Genomic DNA, 18,356 nt, shown 5'->3' on the forward strand with positions numbered 1-18,356 from the left:
CTGCTGTATTAGGGGACACACTGGATGTCCCCCCATACCATTGATACCAATTTTTCTATCAAAAAAGGGATTGGGTCTGAATTCAATTCCCGCCGGCGCTTGACAGAATCGGAATTCCGGACGCAAATCAGGTACAACAAACGAATAGCGTTGAGTTCGGAGCTAAACCGGCCGGCGCAAGTCTTAGCAAAAGACGCTGAGAACACTTGAGGCAGCATATCCCGGCCCAAAAGGGCAGGGGAGGGAGAAACGGGGGCAGCAATGCTTGCCAAACGGCCTGCGGGGCGCAACGCCTCGGCATTGAAGTATGACATCCTCACCGCGATGGGGGCCTATGCGCTTGGCCAGGGCAAGGGGGCGCAGAAGCTGGTGCTGCGCTTCATGACATTGATGACCGCACGCTACAACTGGCAGCGCGATGAGCTGGCAGTGGGCCAGCGCGAGATTGCCCGGCTGTGGGATGTGGATGAACGCACGGTAAAACGCGAGATGGCCAAGCTGCGGGGCTGGGGCTGGCTGGTGGTGAAACGACAGGGCGCGCGCGGGCGGGTCACCGAATACGGAATCGATCTGGAGCGGCTGCTGGCGGATACGCAGGAACGCTGGGGGCTGTGGGTCCGGATTTTGAACACCGGATGCAAAACAATGATGAGCCGGCGCCGAATGTGGTGCCGCTGCGCCCAGGGTCTGCTCCGCCTGCGCCGGATATCTCGGACGGCAGCGAATGGAGCCTGGCCAAGGCGGTGCTGCATGCAGAGGACCCGGCGAATTATGCGTCGTGGATACAGGGATTGGAGAAAGCCAGCCGCGCCGGCGGCCGGCTGATGCTAAAGGCGCCAAGCCGGTTCCACGCAAACTATGTGATGGCGCATCTGATGCCGCGCTTGCTGGCGGCGTGCCGCGATGTGGATGGCGGGGTCTCGGCGATTGTTGTCGAGGCATGAGGCCAAATCTGCGCTGCAGCGGTTGAACCCCTTGGGGGCGCGGCCTTATGTGGGCGGGCAGGGGGCTTGGCTTAAGACGCCCCGCAAGAACAAGGAGCAGCCCGGATGAGCGGCGTGCAGGATAAGATCTGTGTCATTGGACTTGGCTATGTGGGGCTGCCGCTGGCGGCGGCCTTCGGGCAGCACCGGAAAGTCGTTGGCTTTGACATCGATCCGGGCCGCATTGCCGAGCTGCGCCAAGGCGAGGACCGCACCCGCGAGCTGGGCTGCCAGGAGCTGGCAATGGCGGAGCACCTTAGTTTCACTGCGGATCCGGCGGAGATTGCCGGTTGCTCCATCTATATCGTCACCGTGCCGACGCCGGTGGATGCCAGCCACCGCCCGGATCTGAGCCCGCTTCTGGCGGCATCGGCGATTGTTGGCGGGGTGCTGAAACCCGGTGATCTGGTGATCTATGAATCCACCGTCTACCCCGGCGCCACCGAGGAAGATTGCGTGCCCATTCTGGAAGCGCGCTCGGGCTGGTGTTCAACAAGGATTTCTTTACCGGCTACAGTCCGGAGCGGATCAACCCCGGCGACAAGGCGCGGCGGCTGGCGGATATCGTCAAAGTGACATCCGGGTCGACGCCGGAGGTGGCCGAACGCGTTGATGCGCTGTACCGCGAGGTGGTGACAGCCGGCACCCATAAGGCCGCGAGTATCCGGGTGGCTGAGGCTGCCAAGGTGATTGAGAACAGCCAGCGGGATATCAACATTGCGCTGGTGAATGAGCTGGCCAAGATCTTTAACAAGATGGGGATTGATACCCAGGCGGTGCTGGAAGCGGCTGGAACCAAATGGAATTTCCTGCCGTTCCGCCCCGGTCTGGTGGGCGGGCACTGCATCGGGGTGGACCCTTACTACCTGACCCACAAGGCCGAGCAGCTGGGCTATCATCCCGAGATCCTGCTGGCGGGCCGGCGGCTGAATGACGGCATGGGCGCCTATGTTGCCGGTGAGATGGTCAAGGCGATGCTGAAACGCGGCCTGCCGGTTTCGGGCGCGCGGGTTCTGGTGATGGGGCTGACGTTCAAGGAGAACTGCCCGGACCTTCGCAATACGCGGGTGATCGACGTGGTGCGCAGCCTGGAGGAATACGGGGTGAAGGTCGATGTTTATGATCCCCATGCGGACCCGGAGGAGGCACAGGCGGAATACGGCATTTCGCTGGTCCCGGAGATCAGGCAGGGGGTCTATGCCGGGGTGGTGCTGGCGGTGGCGCATTCGGAGTTCCATGAGATGGGCGCGGAAGCAATCCGCGCCTTGGGGACCGCCGGCGCGCTGGTCTATGACCTGAAATATGTGCTGGCACCGGATCAGGCGGATCTGCGGCTTTGATCAAGGGCTAAGGGCAAGCGGCGGCCTGTGCGGGGCCGCCGCTGCCGTTGCGTTTGCCGCTTTATCCCTGCAGCATACCCCTGACCGCTTGCATGGCATGACCTAGCAAAAGCAGCGGCCCGCCCGGACGGACCGCTGCTTGCCCTTAGCCTGCGGTTTGGTTCCGGGCTGTGGGGAGTTTGGAAATGAGTGATATAGTGGAAGGCCGTTGCCTGTGCGGCGCCGTGAAAATCCGTGTCGATGGGGCGCATGACCCGCGCTCCGGGGCCTGCCATTGCCGCAGGTGCCAGCGCTGGACTGGCGGGCTTTTCTTATGTTTCGAGGCTGATGCGGAGGCTGTTTCGGTTGAAGGGCCGGTGACCCGGTATCAATCGTCTGCCTTTGCCGAACGGGCGTTCTGCAGCACCTGCGGGTCACATCTGTGGATGCGGGACACGGATGAGGAAGATGAAGGCTATGACCTGATGCCGGGACTGTTTGATGCAGCTCTCAGCTGGCCGCTGCGGTCGGAGATCTATGCCGACCGGGCAATGGCGTCAGTGCGGCTGGAGGGCGATCACAAGCGGGTCACCCGCGACGAATATGAGGCGCAGAACCCGTACATTGACGGTGATGTCTGAAGAAAAGGTATCGTCCCTCAGCGGTCTGTGCGCGCCAATGCATCGGCGGACAGACCTGACAGGCGGCTTCAGGTAAGATCACTAGCGGCTGACACGGGGCAGTTTCGGGCCGCTCCAATAGGCGCCACTGTCCTGGCGCAGGGCGTCATAGGCCTCGATCCGGTGCCGGGCGTCTTCCCCGCCGGCCGCGATCAGATGGGTAAGCAGGCATTCCAGAACCGCCATTGCACCGCCGACGGCGCCGAACGGGTGCAGCGAGCTGGCGGCCACCGCCAGCACATGGTCGGTGCGGATGCCAGGGGCGATGACTTCGCTGTCAGAGATCAGGATCACCGATGCGCCGCGTTCGCCCGCCAGCCGCAGCGCCTGGATGGTGCCGGCGGAGTAGGGGGCGAAGGTGAGGGCGATCAGGCAGTCCTCAGGGCCTATGTCCAGCAGGTCGTCCAGCGCGGCGCCCATGTGGCGCGGCACCAGTTCCAGCCCCGGCAGGGCCATGCGGCCGACGTAATGGAAGTAATAGGCCAGCGCGTAGGAGGAGCGGGTTGCGGTGACATAGCTGCGGCGGGCGGAGGTGAGGGTGTCGATGATGGCCTGCGTGCGCTCTGCCGTCATCAGCCGCAGTGAGCGGGACGTGATGTTGAGCTGGTTGCGCGCCGCCGATGCCTGCAGCGCGCCGGCCGGGCCTTGGTCCTGCATCCGGTCGAGCCAGTCCTGGCCGAGGTCAGCCTCGTGCGTGGTGGTGAGGGCGGCGCGAAAGGGCGCGCGGAAGGTCTCGAAACTGTCATAGCCCAGATGCTGGGCGAGACGGACAAAGCCGTTGGCGCTGATACCGGTCCTCTCGGCCGAGGTACGCACCGTATCAAGGCCGAAGTCGCCGGGATTGTCGATCACGTATTTCGCCGCCGCTTTCAGCTTGGGCGGCAGGTTGTCCATCTGATCCTTGAGGTGCTGGATCAGCCGGGCGGTTTTCCGGGGGGCGAGATGCGGGTCCATGCAAGGTATCAGAGCAGATGTGCGGAGAATAGCAAGAGTGGAACGGGTGTTCCTGCCCGGGTTATTCTGACAGGAAGGCCATCAGGTCCTGACGGGCGTGCAGGATGCGGATGATCTCGGGGCGGGAGTGTTCCAGCCGGTAGATCACCAGATGCGCGCCCGATGGATGGATGCGGACCGGCGGCGTGAACTCAGTGCGTTCGCGGGCCATTTCCGGGAAGTCCGCCAGCAGGTCGAACAAGGCAAACAGGCCATCGGCATAGGCATCCGCCTGCGCCTCGCTCCAGGTGTCCAAGCCGTAGCGCCAGATGGCAGAGAGATCGGCGCGGGCGGCGGGGCGGATCAGCCAGCGCGGTTCAGCCATTGCGGCGCATGGCGGCCTTGAAATCATGGGCTGACAGCGCTTCCGCCGGGCCGCTGGCGAGGCCTGCGTCGATGGCGGATTGCAGTTCACCTATGGCGGCGGTGCGGGCCTGGTCGCGGCGGATCAGGTCGCGGACATAGTCGCTGGAATTGGCATAGGTGCCAGTGCGGGCCTGGTCCTCGACCCAGTCTTTCATCCGGTTCGGCAGGGATACGTTCATGGTGGCCATAGGCGGTCTCCTTTCGCTGGATCAGAATATGGCAATCTTTGCCAAGAACGCAAGGGGGAGGGCGTGGCGGCGGAATGGCGGGCAGATTGCTGCCAAACAAAAAAGGCCCGCAAAAACTGGTTGCGGGCCTTTCCTTGATTTTTTCCGGCCGGATCAGGCGGAGACCACTTTGAGGCCCTTTTCCTCCAGCGGCTGGATGGAGCCGTCTTCGCCGACGGTCACCCGTTCTCCGTGGCTGAGGCTGTCGAGACCCTTGCAGGCGACCAGCATCAGGACGTCTTTTTCGCGGGCTACGATGGCCATGTGGCTGAGCCAGCCGCCGACCTCGGACAGCACCGCGCCGGAGCGCTGGACCCATGGCAGCCAGGCCGGGTTGACCATCCGGCAGACCAGAATGTCGCCGTCCTGGAAATCGGCAAAGGCTTCGGGGCTGATGTCGCTGTCGTCTTCCATCCAGAACACCCGGGCGGTGGCGCTGCCGCTGCCGGCCACACAAGTGCCGCCCATAGTGCCGTCGCCACCCTGAGCCTGGGCGCCCAGCGACAGCATTTCGCAGTCGCGCAGGGTAAGAGTGACCGCTGTGGGCGCGGATTTCTTGCGCAGTGTTTCCTTTTCGGCACGGGCCTGGGCCAGGTCGCGCAAGGCGTCCGGGTTGGACCAGTTGCTGTCCAGCACCTCGTCAAAGGTCAGGCTGAACACCAGATCCTCCAGCCCGCTGATCTGACCCAGCGCCAGAAGGGCACGGCGCAGCTCGGCGACGACGCGCAGCGCTTCGTGCTTGGCCTGTTCCTTGAGGTCCTGATAGGCAATGGCGATGCCGATGGTATCGTCCAGCTCATCCGGCAGGTTGGCGGGTGTCGGGACTGCGCCAATCGGCTCAACCGTGCTGCTGAGCAGCGAGTTCAGCAGCGCAGGGGCTTCGGCGTAGCGGGGCGAGGACAGCTCGTAATCGAAGATTGAGCGGTGTCCCATCAGCTGCATGGCGCGGGCCTGGGCGTCTTTGCCGGTGCAGGAGGCAATCAGGCTGGAGGGCGCATTGGGCAGCTCGGCGTGCATCAGATGGGCGCGCAGGGCGGGATCGCCTGCGGCTGCCGTGCCAGCCTCACCCATGGTGAAACCTGCCAGAATGTTGATCTTCTCGGCCTCCAGATAGACCTCGCGGATGAACAGTTCCTTTAGTGTGGCTATGGTTTCCAGCAGCTTGTCCTGCGGCAGGGCGGCATAATCCACGGCCTGCCAGATCGCCAGCTTGTTCTTCAGTTCCGGCATCACCTCAGCCCGGAAGCGGGTGATCATCGGATGTGCCTGCTTGCGCAGCTGTTTGGCCTTGGAGGCCGTCAGTTTCAGGGTCATACCCTGTTTCAGCGCGACATCGACATAGGTTTTGCCGAACAGGTTGACCAGATGGCCGTCGCGCCCCTCGGGCAGGCCATAGGGCACTCCCAGCTCGCGGCAGGCCAGATCAACACTGCCGCCGGGCGCCCAGAGATCGCTCATCAATGAGAAGCTGAGCGGGGTGGGGCGGGGCAGGACTTCGGACATTTCATCCTGTTCCAGGATGGTCTGGTCCGGGGCTGCGTCTGCGTAGCGGTCCAGCACGTCGCGCCATTCGGCGAGGCGGGTCTGTTCCTGCTCGGTGCCCAAGGACAGCGTGGTGATGTCGCGGCTTTGCACGATCTGGAACTGGCCGTTTGCATAGGCCCATTCCACGTCCTGCGGGGCGCCGAATGTCGCCTCGATCTGTTTGCCAAGGGCCAGCAAGGGCGCCATGCTGATCGTCTGGTCCTGATCTTCCGTTGCCGGCAAGTCAGTGTAGCGGCCAAAGCGCAGGCTGGTGGGGGTGACGCGGCCCGAAACCAGATCCTCGCCGCAGCCCTCGACCCATTCGATCATCGCCATGCCGGGGGCCATCGGATCCTGGGTGAAAAGGACGCCGGCAAATTCGGCCTGGACCATTTCCTGCACCACGATATTGCCCTGTTCGGTGCTGTCGCCCTCGCCGGAATAGCTGGCGGCACGCGCTGAGGAGAAGCTTTCCACCACTTCGTCCAGCGCGGCGCGCATGCTGTCTGCGGTGACGTCGAGCACCGATTCAAAGACGCCGGCAAAGCTTTGATCAGCGCCGTCCTCGTTGCTGGCAGAGGAGCGCACGGCGACGGGTTTGCCGCCGGCCAGCAGGAAAACCTGCGCGGCAAATGCATCTTTCCTGGCATCAGACATGGCGCGGTAGTCGTGGATTGCGTCTGAACGCACGATCACGCCACCGGGGACCGGCAAGCCTGCATTCTTGAGGATCGACAGGCGCAGGGCCTTGTTGCCTGCCTCTGCCAGTTCTTCGGTATAGCCCATCGGGATCACACCGCGCGGCAGCTTTGCCAGTTTGCGTTTGTGGGCGCGCAGCGACAGGGCATCGGCCAGCTTACGGTGTATGCCGGTGACATAGCCGCGCTGGACCAGCAGCAGCGTCAGGCTGAAGCAGAGGTAGGCATTGGCGGCACCAGACAGGCTGAACACCATGGCAAACAGCGCGGGCATGCCCAGTACCATCCACAGCAGTTTCTGGCGCTTGGTCTTGGCGACGGCCCACAGAAGGTAGATGGCGGCCAGGGCGCAGAACAGCGCGGGCATGATGAACAGCGGATCGGGCATGCCAAGGTCTGCCATCCACAGGAACGGGGTTTGCAGGGAGGCGCTTGCTTCTTGCGCGGAAGAGACCCCCAGCATCATCACCGGCAGGAACAAGAGCGCAGTGAGGTTCTTCATCGGGGTCAGGCCCTTGTCGGCGTAGAACGCCTGCACCGCGCGCGCCTTGCGCACCGGGTCATGCGCCAGCTTTGCCTTCAGCGCCTTCATTTCATCAGCTGTATCATTGGTGATGATCTGATCGCGTTCGGATTTCAGCGCGACGGGCAGCACCAGGATGCGGGTCACAATGGACAGAGCCAGCAGGCCCAGCAGGATATGGCTGCGCTCATGGACCCACAGCAGAGCGGTTGCCAGCGCCGAGATTGCCTTGTCCCACAGACCGGTCTGCTGCTCGGCCAGCCACTCCTGCACATGGGGTTTCGGCTTGGGTGCGACGAAGTATTCCCACGGCAGGGTGTAGCGGCCCAGGAAATCGATGCCCAGCTGCGACAGCTCCAGTCCCAGGACCTGGCTCATGAAGCAGCTGCGGCGGTCATAACAGGCAGCAATTGTGGGCTTGTCGGGGTCCAGCCCGGCGATGCGGTCCATCAGATCCGCGGTCGTCATCTTGCGGATCGGGATGTTGACCGCGCCGGGCAGGTGGCCTCCCGCAAAATCACCGGGATAGCGGGTGTCGACGATCTGCAGATCCTCGGTGGTCAGCAGCGTCTCAAAATCAGCGGTGCTGAGCAGCACGTCCCTGCCCGGGTATTCCGGAATGGCGCGCAGGTCCGAGAGGGTCTTTACATCCTTGTCGGAGAAGTCGCGGCCCTCGACGATCCACTTCTCGATACCGCCGGCGATGAAGCTGCAGTCGATGCCCATTGCCGCCAGCTTGGCACAGGTTTCCGAAGAGCGGTTGCCGTTGTGGCAGAACAGCACGACCTTCTGGCCCGGCTGCACCGGGCGCGACTGCAGGAAGTCCGGGAAACGGATGTGGGTGGCGCCGGGCAGGGTGCCCATGGCGTTTTCGCCAGTCTCGCGGATGTCGTAAAACAGGGTTGAACCGTCCTCCAGCGCCGCTGCGGCGTCTGTGGTGCTCATTGCCAGCGGGTGGTCTTCCTGCTTGGAAAAACTGGTCTCCTTCAGCGAGGCGTCCTTGATAGCGGTGCCGTCAAATTGCGCCGGCCGCGTCAAAGTGGCCTGCAGTCTTGTCAGCTCGGCCTGCGCATGCGAGGAGTATTGCCAATAGTTTCCTGCAGCCAGTGCAATGGCCGCCAGTACGAGGACGGAGATCAGCTTGACCGGGTAGCGGCGTGGAGAGCTGCCCGGTTTGGGGGTAAAACCCAGTTTCGCTGCAATGACTGCGCCAAGGCCGGAAATCATGGCAATTCCCACGGCCAGAACTTGCGATAGTGAAGACACCGAGCCGATCACCAGTTCCGGCGATGGAATGGCCAGGGCCGCGACGGGAAGCGCCGAGAAAAGTGAAGTAAGCACAGTTATTTGCGCTGAACGACGGAGAGACCGGGTGGTCTTGGAGAGCAAAGGTGTGTTCTTCACGGTGGTTCCTGTTGAGCCAGCTGAGATTGATATTCTGATTTTATGGCGAATTTGCCTAAAAGATTACGAAAACCTTACTGAAGGGTTAATATAGAAGGCGAAGAATAAAAGAACCGCAAAATTTTTTAAAGAATTGCAAGTGCGTTAACATTGTATTCTTAACCATGTGCCATGTAACGAAGTATGGCGGCCCGCCTGCCGTGCCAGCCGATCGCAGTCAGGAGGCTAGAACCGTGACACTTTTCGAGTGGACCTTTGGTATCATTGAGCTTTTCAAGACCCGCTTGCGGGGAACGGCCCCTGGGGCTGTTCTGGCGATTGGACTTGCAGCCCTTCTGCCAGGTGCGGGCCAGGCCGGGACCGAATTGGTATTTGGCACTTATGCAGCGGATAAACCTACCGCAACGGTCAAAAAGTACCAGCCTTTCCTGTCTTTTCTGTCCGGCCGGATGAGCGAGGAACTGGGGGAGCCGGTTTCGATCCGGCTGAAGATCGCCAAGGAGTATGGCGAGGGCATTCGCCAGCTGGCCGGCGGCGAGGTGGATTTTGCCCGTTTCGGCCCGGCATCTTATGTGCATGTGATGAAGGAGAATCCGGAAATCCGGATTGTCGCGATGGAATCCAAAAACGGCGGAAAGCGGTTCAAGGGGGTCATCGTGGTGCATAAGGACAGCAGTGTGCGGTCGGTTGAAGATCTGGCTGGTCTCAGCTTTGCTTTCGGCGATGAACTGTCGACGATAGGCCGTTACCTGGCGCAGGAATACCTGCTGGAGGCCGGAATCAGCGGTGCCGACCTGCATGAATACGCGTATCTCGGCCGTCACGATCTGGTCGGCGAAGCAGTGGGCGCCGGGAAATTCTCGGCGGGCGCCCTCAAGGAAAGCACGTTCAAAAAACTGGTCGCCAAAGGCGTGCCGATCCGGGTGCTGGCTTCCTTTGACAATGTGACCAAACCCTGGCTGGCCTCGGAAGCGATGCCGCAGGCGGTGATGGAAGCGATGCGCAAGGTCATGCTGTCCTCGGACAACGAGGAAATTGTGCGCCGGATTTCAAAGAACGGCTTCTTGCTGGGGGTTGACGACGACTATGACATCATCCGCCGGGCGATGGAGCGAAGTCTGGCATTCTGAGGCGCCGCAGTGAAGAAATGAAACTTACAGGCATCCTTTTTCAGATCGTGTTGTCGCTGCTGATAGCCGCTTCTGCGGTTGGCTTTGCAGTCGGCAATCTGGCGCAGCGCCAGGAGGTGCAGCGGCTTGAAGAGCAGCTTGCCGGCCAGGCCGACCTGACGGTTTCCCTGCTCAGCGGGCTGATGCTGGAATCGATTATAGTCGAGGATGTCCCGGTCCTGGAGACCGGGCTGATCGAGGCCGTCACCCGGAACCCTCAGATCGTGTCGATCCAGATCCGCAGCCCGGCGGGCAAGCTGCTGGCTGCGGCCAATGCGCCGGGCGCGCCGCAGCCGGATAATCACGTGATCTATGAACGGCCGATCGAGCTGGAAGGCGCTTCCTTCGGCACCATGGTGGTGGACTGGTCGACCCAGGACGGAAAAGCGCTGGTGGCGGCCAAAGTGCGCCAGATCATCATTTGGACAGTTGTGCCGGTGCTGGCGCTGTCGCTTCTGGTGCTGTTGCTGGTGCATATTCTGGCGCTGCGGCCATTGCATATGATCCATAACCGGATGTCTGACGCCATTGCAGGGCTGCGCAGCCCGCAGCGGCCGCTGCCCTGGTTTGCATCCCGGGAATTCCGGGCGTTGGATTTTTCGGTCGGCGTGCTGGAAGACACTTTTTCCGAGCGGGACGAGCGGGAATTTGCAATGGAGCAGGCGCGTGAGGCCGCAGATATTGCAAACCGCGCCAAGTCGGAATTCCTCGCCAATATGAGCCATGAGATCCGCACCCCGATGAACGGGGTGATTGGCATGGCAGAGCTGCTGCAGGACACCGGGCTGGACGAGGACCAGCGGATGTATGCAGAGACCATTGCAAAATCCGGCACGGCGCTGCTGACGATTATCAACGACATCCTGAACTTCTCCAAGATTGAGGCCGGCAAGGTCGAGCTTAACCATGCTCCGTTCAATTTGCAGACGGCACTGGAGGATGTGGTCACCCTGCTGTCGCCCAAGGCGGCGGAAAAGGGGGTCGAGATCACTATGCGGTACGACCCCGCGCTGCCGGAAATCTTTGAGGGTGATGCCGGGCGGATCCGCCAGGTGATCACCAATATTGCCGGCAACGCGGTCAAATTCACCCGCAAAGGCTATGTCTTCATCGACTTGACCGGCCGCAAACAGGGCGGCCGCCATTTGCTGACGCTGCAGGTCACCGATACCGGCATAGGCATTGAGCCGGAGCGGACAGGACAGATCTTCCGCGCCTTTGAGCAGGCTGACAATGCCGCCACCCGCAATTTTGAGGGCACTGGCCTGGGGCTGGCAATCTCGGCACAGCTGCTGGAGCTGATGGGCGGCTCGGTGCAGGTGCAGTCGGAGCCGGGCAAAGGGTCTGTATTCACCATAGAGATGCCATTGCGGGCCGGCGGCCATGTCGCCTCGGCACGGGAGGGCAGCCCGCTCAGCTTTGCCGGACTCAACGGTTTGCTGGTGGATGACTTGGAGCTGAACCGGGTGATCCTGTCGGAACGGCTGAGTGCCTGGGGCGTGACCTGCACGCTGGCAGCCTCGGCGCATGAGGGGCTGGAGATCCTGTCGGATGCGCAGCTGGACGGGCGCCGGTTCGATTTCATCATTCTGGACTACCAGATGCCGGCGATGGACGGGCGGGAATTGGCAGCCCGGATTCGCGCCATGCCGGGTTTTGAAGCGGTGCCGCTGATTGTGCTGTCTTCGGTGGAACACGCGCTAAGCCGTTCGGATTGCGAGGCTATCGGAGTTTGTGAGTTCGCGCTGAAACCTGTGCGGGCGGTGCAGCTGCGGCAGGTGATCACCCGGGTGCTGAGCGTTCAGGACCAAAAACCGGCGGTTGTTGACAGCGGCGGCGGCAACGAGGCGCCGCAGGGTCGGCTGCTGAAAGTTCTGCTGGCCGAGGACAACCGCACCAACCAGCTGGTTGTTACCAAGATGCTGAAAGATGCGCCGCTGAAAATCAGCGTTGCCAAAAACGGTGTGGAGGCTGTTGCGCAGTTCCAGGCAGAGCGGCCCGACCTTGTCCTGATGGACATGATGATGCCGGAGATGGACGGGATTGAGGCTACGGCCGAGATGCGCCGGATCGAGGCAGAGACCGGCGGCAGAAAATGCCCGATCGTGGCGCTGACCGCCAATGCGCTGCAGAGCCACCGGGAAAAATGCCTGGAGGCGGGGATGGATGATTTCCTCAGCAAGCCGATCAACAAGAAGGCGCTGAACGAGGCCGTCAGCAAATGGACCTGCGGGGACAGCCTGCAGCGCACTGGCAGCTGAGGCCGCCTGTGCGCTGGCCGGCAAGCGGTTTTGCAGCCGGCAGCCAGGCCCGGATTTCGGTCTGCAGCCCAAGCCAGTGCTTGTTGCTTTCAATCGCGGCAGGGAAGGATGCAGGCGGCAGCGGTCAGCCGCGATGCCGTTGCAGCACCAGGCCGGCAAGGCCGGACGCGGCAAAGAGAGCCGCCGCCAGGCAAACGATGCTGGGACCGGCGGGGGTGTCGAACACAAACGCCAGCTGCAGCCCGCCAGAGGCCGCCAGCATCCCCAAGAGCGCGGCAATCACCGCCATCCGCTCTGGTGTTGCGGCAAAGGGGCGGGCGGCCGCAGCCGGAATCAGCAGCATGGCGGCAATCAGCAATACTCCGACCACCTTGATGGCAACTGCCACGACCAGGGCCAGGGCAAGTGTCAGCACCATTTGCTCGCGGCGGGGATCAATGCCCGCTGCATGGGCCAGATCCGGGTTCAGCGTGGCGGTCAGCAGCGCCGACCAGCGCCACCAGAGCAGCGCCAGCACCAGGGCTGCGCCGCACCAGATCACCGCCAGATCGCCGCGCCCCACCGCCAGGATATCGCCAAACAGATACGCCATCAGATCGATCCGCACGCCTTGCAGGAAAGACACCGCGACCAGGCCGAAAGCCAGCGAAGAATGCGCCAGCACGCCCAAAAGCGTGTCCATCGCATAGCCGCGTCCGGCAAGTGCGGACACGGTGGTGGCCATGGCCAGCGCGGTGGCCAGCACACCGGCAAAGACCGACACATCAAAGCTAAGCGCCAGCGCCACGCCCAGGATCGACGCATGCGCAGTGGCGTCGCCGAAATAGGCCATCCGCCGCCAGACCACGAAACAGCCCAAAGGTGCCGCGGCCAGCGCCACGCCGATGCCCGCAAGGGCTGCGCGGATCAGGAAATCGTCAAGCAGGGTCATTCCGCAGCCTTGTGATGATGGTGGTCATGATTGCAATCCTGATCATGGCTGTGATTGTGCTCGTGCCGGTAGAGCGCCAGCGCGCCTTGGGTTCCGGTGCCGAACAGGGCGCGGTACTCCGGTGCCGAGGCGACATGTTCCGGCGCGCCCTCGCAACAGACATGGCCGTTGAGGCAGACCACCCGGTCCGAGGCCGCCATCACCACATGCAGTTCATGACTGACCATCAGCACCGCACAGCCCAAATTCTGCCGGACCTTCTCGATGCGCTGGTAAAAGGCGGCGGAGCCGGGCTGGTCGAGGCCTTGGGTGGCTTCATCCAGGATCAGCAGCTGCGGATCGGTCAGCAGGGCACGCGCCAGCAGAACCCGCTGGAACTGCCCGCCCGACAGGCCGGACATCTGCCGGGCCGCCAGATCGCCGGCGCCGGCTTGCTCCAGCGCCTCGGAGGCGCGGGCGTCAGATACCCGCGCGGGCAGGCTGAGGAACCGGCGCACGGTCAGCGGCAGGGTCGGGTCGATGTGCAGTTTCTGCGGCACATAGCCGATGCGCAGGCCGGGCGCGCGGTTGACTGCACCGCGCGAGGGTTTCAGCGCGCCGATCACGCTGCGCAGAAGGGTGGATTTACCGGACCCGTTGGGGCCGACCACGGTGACGATCTCGCCGGGTTCAATGGCCAGATTGACGCCGGACAACACTGTCTTTCCGCCATAAGAGACCGTCAGCTGTTCGAGGGAAATCAGGCTCATGCAGCGCCCGCATGCTGGCATTTGGGGCACAGGCCCTCGGCCTCGATCACCGCGCGCTCGATGACAAATCCAGCCTCGCGGGCGGCCTGGCCGAGCTGGCCCTGGGTCGGCTCCCGCTGCGATTCAGCCACTGCATCGCAGGCGCGGCAGATCAGGAAGACCGGCGCGTGATGCTCGCCCGGATGGGTGCAGGCGATGAAGGCGTTCAGGCGTTCGATCTTATGGGCAAAGCCGTTTTTCACCAGGAAATCCAAAGCCCGGTAGGCAACCGGCGGCTGCGAGCCGAGGCCCTCTTCGCGCAGCCGGTCAAGGATTTCATATGCCCGAGCGCGCGGTGCTCCTGCAGCAGGATCTCCAGCACCCGGCGGCGAACGGGCGTGAATTGCAGCCCGGCCGTCCGGCACTGGGCGTCCACCGCTGCGATGCAATCGTGAATGCAGTTGCTGTGGTCATGCGGTTCGAAACCGATGGAGTCCATTGCGGGGTCCTTTGGGCGGCGGGTGATTTGCCTCTTGATATGTTATGTTATGACGTTTATCAACCGCGTGATGTTATAAAATTACGTGGGGCGTGATATGCGGAATTCCGGCATGTGGAGAAATGGATCGGCAATACTGGCCTTGCTGGCGGGAACCGGGGCGGCCTGGGCGGAGGTGCCGCGTGTGGCGGCGGATATCACGCCGGTTCACGGGCTGGTGGCGCGGGTGATGCAGGGCCTGGGTGAGCCGGCCCTTGTGGTGCCGCCGGGGGCTTCGCCGCATGGCTATTCGATGCGCCCCTCCGAGGCGCGGGCGCTGGATCAGGCGGATCTGGTGTTCTGGCTGGGTGAGGCGCTGACCCCTTGGCTGCATGGCCCGCTGGAGGAACTGGCCGGCGGCGCGCACCGGGTGGAGCTGCTGGAGGCCACGGGCACCACAGTTCTGCCGTTCCGGGAAGGCGCGCGGTTTGAGGCGCATGCACATGATGGCAATGAGGAGGACCATGCGGATCAAGACGGTCACGATGCGCATGAAGATCATGATGATCATGGCCATGAAGAGCATGCTGAGGGCCATGAAGATCACGACGATCATGAAGCCCATGAAGACCCTGCGGAAAAAGATGGCCACAGCGATCACGGTGACCATGATGATCATGCCCATGGCCATCACCATGACGGCACCGACCCGCATGCCTGGTTGCTGCCGGCCAATGCCCAGGCCTGGCTTGATGTGATCGCGGAGGAGCTGGCAGAGCATGACCCAGGAAATGCCGCCGCGTACAAGGCTAATGCCGAAGCCGGCAAGCAGGAGATTGCGGACACTGTTGCCAGTGTCTCGGCTGCGCTGGAACCGTTCCGCGCCAAGCAGTTCATCGTGTTTCACGACGCCTATCAGTATTTCGAGCGCGGATTTGGATTGAATGCCGCCGGGGCAATTTCGATCGGTGACGCCTCCAAGCCGGGCCCGGCGCGGATTGCCGAAATGCGCGATGTCGTGGCGGACCTCAAGGTGGCCTGCGTCTTCTCGGAGCCGCAGTTCAACCCGGGCGTGGTCGCCACCGTGCTGGATGGCACCGGTGCGGGCACCGCGGTGCTGGATCCGCTGGGTGCCAAGCTGGAAGCGGGGCCGCAGTTCTACCCAGCACTGCTGCAGGATATCGGCGCAGCGATTGCCGGCTGCAAATGATCGGCGGGCGGGCCGGTGCGGTCCGCCTTTTCACCTGTCGCTGATCAGATGGGTGAGGCTGGCACCGGTCTCGTAGTAGGCGCTGCGCAGCCCTGCAAAGGGGATTGCGTGGCCTTTTGCGGGCGGAACCGGCAGGCAGGATTGGTCGCCTGTCAGCAGGGCCTCGGCCATTGCGGTGCCGAACAGCGTGCCGGGGCCGATACCGCGGCCGGAATAACCGAAACAGGCTAAGCCGCAGTTCAGATCCAGGATCTTGGGCAGGTGTTCGGTGGTCATGGCAATGCGGCCATGCCAAGGGCTGTGCAGCCTCGCGTCTTTCAATTGGGGGTAAAGCGCTGCCAGTTTGCGGGGCAGCCAATTGCGATGCAGGGCGCTGCCGAAATGGTTGAGCGCACCCATGCCGCCGATCACCAGCCGCCCGGCCTGATCCAGCCGCCAGGAGGACATCACCAGGGCGGTGTCCCAGCAACCTTCTTTGTTTGGCAGGAGTTTGTCGAGCAGAGCGGCAGGCAGCGGATCGGTGGAGGCCTGGAAGTAATGAACCGGGATCACTCGCGGCGCGCTGTAGCCGGTGATGTCGCGGGCATAGGCGTTTGTGGCCATGATCAGATGCCTGGCGCGCAGGCTGCCTCTTGGTGTTGTCACTTGCCAGCTGGTGCCGTCGCGGCTGATCGTGGCGGCGGGGGAGTTGCTGTGCAGCTGCGCGCCGGCTGCCGCGGCGGCGCGGGCGAGGCCGCGGACATAGGCGAGCGGCTGGATTGTGCCCGCGCGCGGATCGAACAGGGCACCGTGCACGGCAGCGGAACCTGTGCGCCGGACGGCTTCGTCCCGGTCCAGCAATTCCACCGGCGCGCCAATGGCGCGGAGCTGTGCGTGGCGGCGTTGCAGGTCAGCCAGGCCGGCTGGGGCATGGGCGCAGTGCAGGGTGCCGCCCTGCTCAGCCTCGCATTGGATGCGGTGTTTCCCGATAAGGGAGAACACCATCCGGGGCGCGCCGCCCAGCAGAGCCGACAGGCGGTTGCCGGCCTCTGCCCCCAGTTCGGCGTTGATGTCTTCGGGCGGCAGCCAGAGGCCTGCATTCACCAGTCCGACATTGCGGCCCGAGCCGCCGTTGCCGATTTCCTCCGCCTCGATCAGGCGGACCGAGGCGCCCATTTCCGCAGCCTTGAGCGCGGCAGAGCAGCCGGTATAGCCGCCGCCGATCACCACGAGATCAGCTGATGCCTCCCCGGTGAGTTCCGGGAAGGCTGGATTTTCCTGGCAGGTTTGGTGCCAGAGGCAGGATGCCAGATCAGATGTCAAACTTGATCCCCTGAGCAAGCGGCAGCTCGCGTGAATAGTTCACCGTGTTGGTCTGACGGCGCATGTAGCCTTTCCAGGCGTCGGATCCGCTTTCACGGCCGCCGCCCGTCTCCTTTTCGCCCCCGAACGCACCGCCGATTTCAGCGCCGGAGGGGCCGATGTTCACATTGGCAATACCGCAGTCCGAGCCCGCTGCCGAGAGGAAATATTCGCATTCGCGCACGTCGGTGGAGAAGATGCAGGACGACAAGCCTTGCGGTACTTCGTTCTGCATTTCAATGGCTTGGTCGAGACCCGCGTATTTCACCACATAGAGGATCGGCGCAAAGGTTTCGGTGTGCATGATCGTGGTCTGGGCGGGCATCTCGACGATTGCCGGATGCACATAAGCCGCTTTGGCAAAGCTGTCCGTCAGTGCGCGGCCGCCGCCATGCACGGTGCCGCCTTCGCTCTGGGCGCGCTCCAGCGCCCGCAGCATAGAATCCATGGCTTGGCGGTCGATCAGCGGGCCGACCAGGGTGCCGTCCGCCAGCGGATCGCCGATGGGCAGGCCCGCGTAGGCCTTGATCAGACGCGGGATCAGCGCGTCATAGATATCCTTGTGCACGATCAGGCGGCGCAGGCTGGTGCAGCGCTGGCCGGCGGTGCCGACGGCGGAAAAAACGATGGCGCGCAGGGCCATTTCAAGATCGGCCGAAGGTGCCACGATCATCGCGTTGTTGCCGCCAAGTTCCAGAATGGTGCGGCCAAGGCGTTGCGACATGTCCGCCGCAACCGCTTTGCCCATCGGCACCGATCCGGTGGCCGAGATGATTGCGACGTCCTTGGAGGCAGTGAGCGCCTCGCCCAGATCACGCTCGCCGATCAGCACCTGAATGAGACCCTGGGGAGCGTCCTCGCCAAAGGCGGCGATGGCGCGGTCGCAGATTTTCTGCACCGCCAGCGCGGTGAGCGGGGTTTTCTCGGAGGGTTTCCAGATCACCGGATCGCCGCAGACCAGCGCAAGTGCTGCGTTCCAGCACCAGGGTGCAACGGGGAAGTTGAAGGCGGTGATGATGCCGCAGGTGCCCATCGGGTGCCAGCTCTCGCGCATGGCATGGCCGGGGCGTTCCGAGGCGATGGTGAGGCCGTAAAGCTGGCGTGAGAGGCCGACGGCAAAGTCGCAGATGTCGATCATCTCCTGCACTTCGCCGAGGCCTTCCTGGTAGATTTTGCCGCATTCCAGGGTGACGAGGCGGCCCAGGTTTTCCTTTTCGCGGCGCAGTTCCTCGCCCAGCAGGCGCACCAGCTCGCCACGGCGCGGGGCGGGCACCAGGCGCCATGATTTGAAGGCGGATTTGGCGGCGGAAATTTGCGCTTCGGCCTCCACCGCACTGTGGGTTTTCAGGCGGGCGATTTCGCTGCCGTCGACGGGCGTGGTGACAGAAAGGCTGCCGCCGGTCAGTTCGGCTTGGGTCAGGCCGGCAGCGGCGAGGATGTCGGAATGAGGCATATCGGGATCCTTTTGAAGCGAGGGCAGGACATGAGCAAAACTTTAGCCTGATTTGCGCCGATGTCCTG

The 18,356-nt window shown here is 63.1% G+C and carries 12 protein-coding genes and 3 pseudogenes; 6 read left to right on the top strand and 9 right to left on the bottom strand.

What is annotated here, in order from left to right:
• Nucleotides 1-261: 261 nt before the first annotated feature.
• From ETW23_RS23885 to ETW23_RS23895, 3 genes and pseudogenes are all read left to right on the top strand, one after another.
• Nucleotides 262-944 (top strand): annotated as a pseudogene (locus ETW23_RS23885) (DnaA N-terminal domain-containing protein).
• A gap of 105 nt (nucleotides 945-1,049) precedes the next feature.
• Nucleotides 1,050-2,323: pseudogene (tviB, locus tag ETW23_RS23890) on the top strand (Vi polysaccharide biosynthesis UDP-N-acetylglucosamine C-6 dehydrogenase TviB).
• Nucleotides 2,324-2,508: 185 nt separating this feature from the next.
• On the top strand, nucleotides 2,509-2,943 hold the full coding sequence (locus ETW23_RS23895) for a GFA family protein (RefSeq protein ID WP_134831704.1): 435 nt from the start codon (nucleotides 2,509-2,511) through the stop codon (nucleotides 2,941-2,943).
• 81 nt (nucleotides 2,944-3,024) lie between these two features.
• Here ETW23_RS23895 and ETW23_RS23900 read toward each other — a convergent pair whose 3' ends face one another.
• From ETW23_RS23900 to ETW23_RS23915, 4 genes are all read right to left on the bottom strand, one after another.
• Nucleotides 3,025-3,936 (bottom strand): MurR/RpiR family transcriptional regulator, encoded by a 912-nt coding sequence (locus tag ETW23_RS23900; protein ID WP_134831705.1) that lies wholly within the window; start codon nucleotides 3,934-3,936, stop codon nucleotides 3,025-3,027.
• A gap of 61 nt (nucleotides 3,937-3,997) precedes the next feature.
• A complete protein-coding gene (locus ETW23_RS23905) occupies nucleotides 3,998-4,300 on the bottom strand; it encodes a type II toxin-antitoxin system RelE/ParE family toxin (RefSeq protein WP_129373159.1) in 303 nt (100 codons plus the stop codon).
• Nucleotides 4,293-4,529 carry a type II toxin-antitoxin system ParD family antitoxin gene (locus ETW23_RS23910; RefSeq protein ID WP_134831706.1) on the bottom strand — a complete coding sequence of 79 codons (237 nt, stop codon included), beginning with the start codon at nucleotides 4,527-4,529 and terminating at the stop codon, nucleotides 4,293-4,295. Before ETW23_RS23910 ends, ETW23_RS23905 begins: the two co-directional genes overlap by 8 nt.
• Nucleotides 4,530-4,682: 153 nt before the next feature.
• Nucleotides 4,683-8,540, bottom strand: a complete 3,858-nt coding sequence (locus tag ETW23_RS23915; protein ID WP_247676769.1) for a PEP/pyruvate-binding domain-containing protein — start codon at nucleotides 8,538-8,540, stop codon at nucleotides 4,683-4,685.
• A 410-nt stretch (nucleotides 8,541-8,950) separates the two neighbouring features.
• Here ETW23_RS23915 and ETW23_RS23920 point away from each other — a divergent pair, with 410 nt between their 5' ends.
• The gene (locus ETW23_RS23920) at nucleotides 8,951-9,847 is read left to right on the top strand and encodes a PhnD/SsuA/transferrin family substrate-binding protein (protein WP_134831708.1); all 897 of its coding nucleotides are present in this window, start codon (nucleotides 8,951-8,953) and stop codon (nucleotides 9,845-9,847) included.
• 17 nt (nucleotides 9,848-9,864) lie between these two features.
• Complete coding sequence (locus ETW23_RS23925) at nucleotides 9,865-12,147, top strand: response regulator (RefSeq protein ID WP_134831709.1); 2,283 nt, start codon at nucleotides 9,865-9,867, stop codon at nucleotides 12,145-12,147.
• A gap of 124 nt (nucleotides 12,148-12,271) precedes the next feature.
• Here ETW23_RS23925 and ETW23_RS23930 read toward each other — a convergent pair whose 3' ends face one another.
• The 3 genes and pseudogenes from ETW23_RS23930 to ETW23_RS23940 all read right to left on the bottom strand — a co-directional run bounded on the left by ETW23_RS23930 (nucleotide 12,272) and on the right by ETW23_RS23940 (nucleotide 14,305).
• Nucleotides 12,272-13,078, bottom strand: coding sequence for a metal ABC transporter permease (locus ETW23_RS23930; protein ID WP_134831710.1), 807 nt, complete (start codon nucleotides 13,076-13,078; stop codon nucleotides 12,272-12,274).
• A complete protein-coding gene (locus ETW23_RS23935; protein WP_134831711.1) occupies nucleotides 13,075-13,827 on the bottom strand; it encodes a metal ABC transporter ATP-binding protein in 753 nt (250 codons plus the stop codon). The genes ETW23_RS23930 and ETW23_RS23935 overlap by 4 nt, the downstream gene beginning before the upstream one ends.
• Nucleotides 13,824-14,305, bottom strand: a pseudogene (locus ETW23_RS23940) (Fur family transcriptional regulator). Before ETW23_RS23940 ends, ETW23_RS23935 begins: the two are co-directional and overlap by 4 nt.
• Before the next feature lie 112 nt (nucleotides 14,306-14,417).
• Here ETW23_RS23940 and ETW23_RS23945 point away from each other — a divergent pair.
• Nucleotides 14,418-15,494 carry a zinc ABC transporter substrate-binding protein gene (locus tag ETW23_RS23945; RefSeq protein WP_134831752.1) on the top strand — a complete coding sequence of 359 codons (1,077 nt, stop codon included), beginning with the start codon at nucleotides 14,418-14,420 and terminating at the stop codon, nucleotides 15,492-15,494.
• Between the two features lie 30 nt (nucleotides 15,495-15,524).
• On the opposite strand, the gene ETW23_RS23950 is transcribed toward ETW23_RS23945, so the two are convergent.
• The gene (locus ETW23_RS23950; protein ID WP_134831712.1) at nucleotides 15,525-16,796 is read right to left on the bottom strand and encodes an FAD-binding oxidoreductase; all 1,272 of its coding nucleotides are present in this window, start codon (nucleotides 16,794-16,796) and stop codon (nucleotides 15,525-15,527) included.
• Nucleotides 16,786-18,288: an aldehyde dehydrogenase family protein gene (locus ETW23_RS23955; protein WP_134831713.1), complete on the bottom strand. Its 1,503-nt coding sequence runs from the start codon at nucleotides 18,286-18,288 to the stop codon at nucleotides 16,786-16,788. Before ETW23_RS23955 ends, ETW23_RS23950 begins: the two co-directional genes overlap by 11 nt.
• Nucleotides 18,289-18,356 lie beyond the last annotated feature (68 nt).

Source organism: Leisingera sp. NJS201, assembly GCF_004535885.1.
Classification (GTDB): domain Bacteria; phylum Pseudomonadota; class Alphaproteobacteria; order Rhodobacterales; family Rhodobacteraceae; genus Leisingera.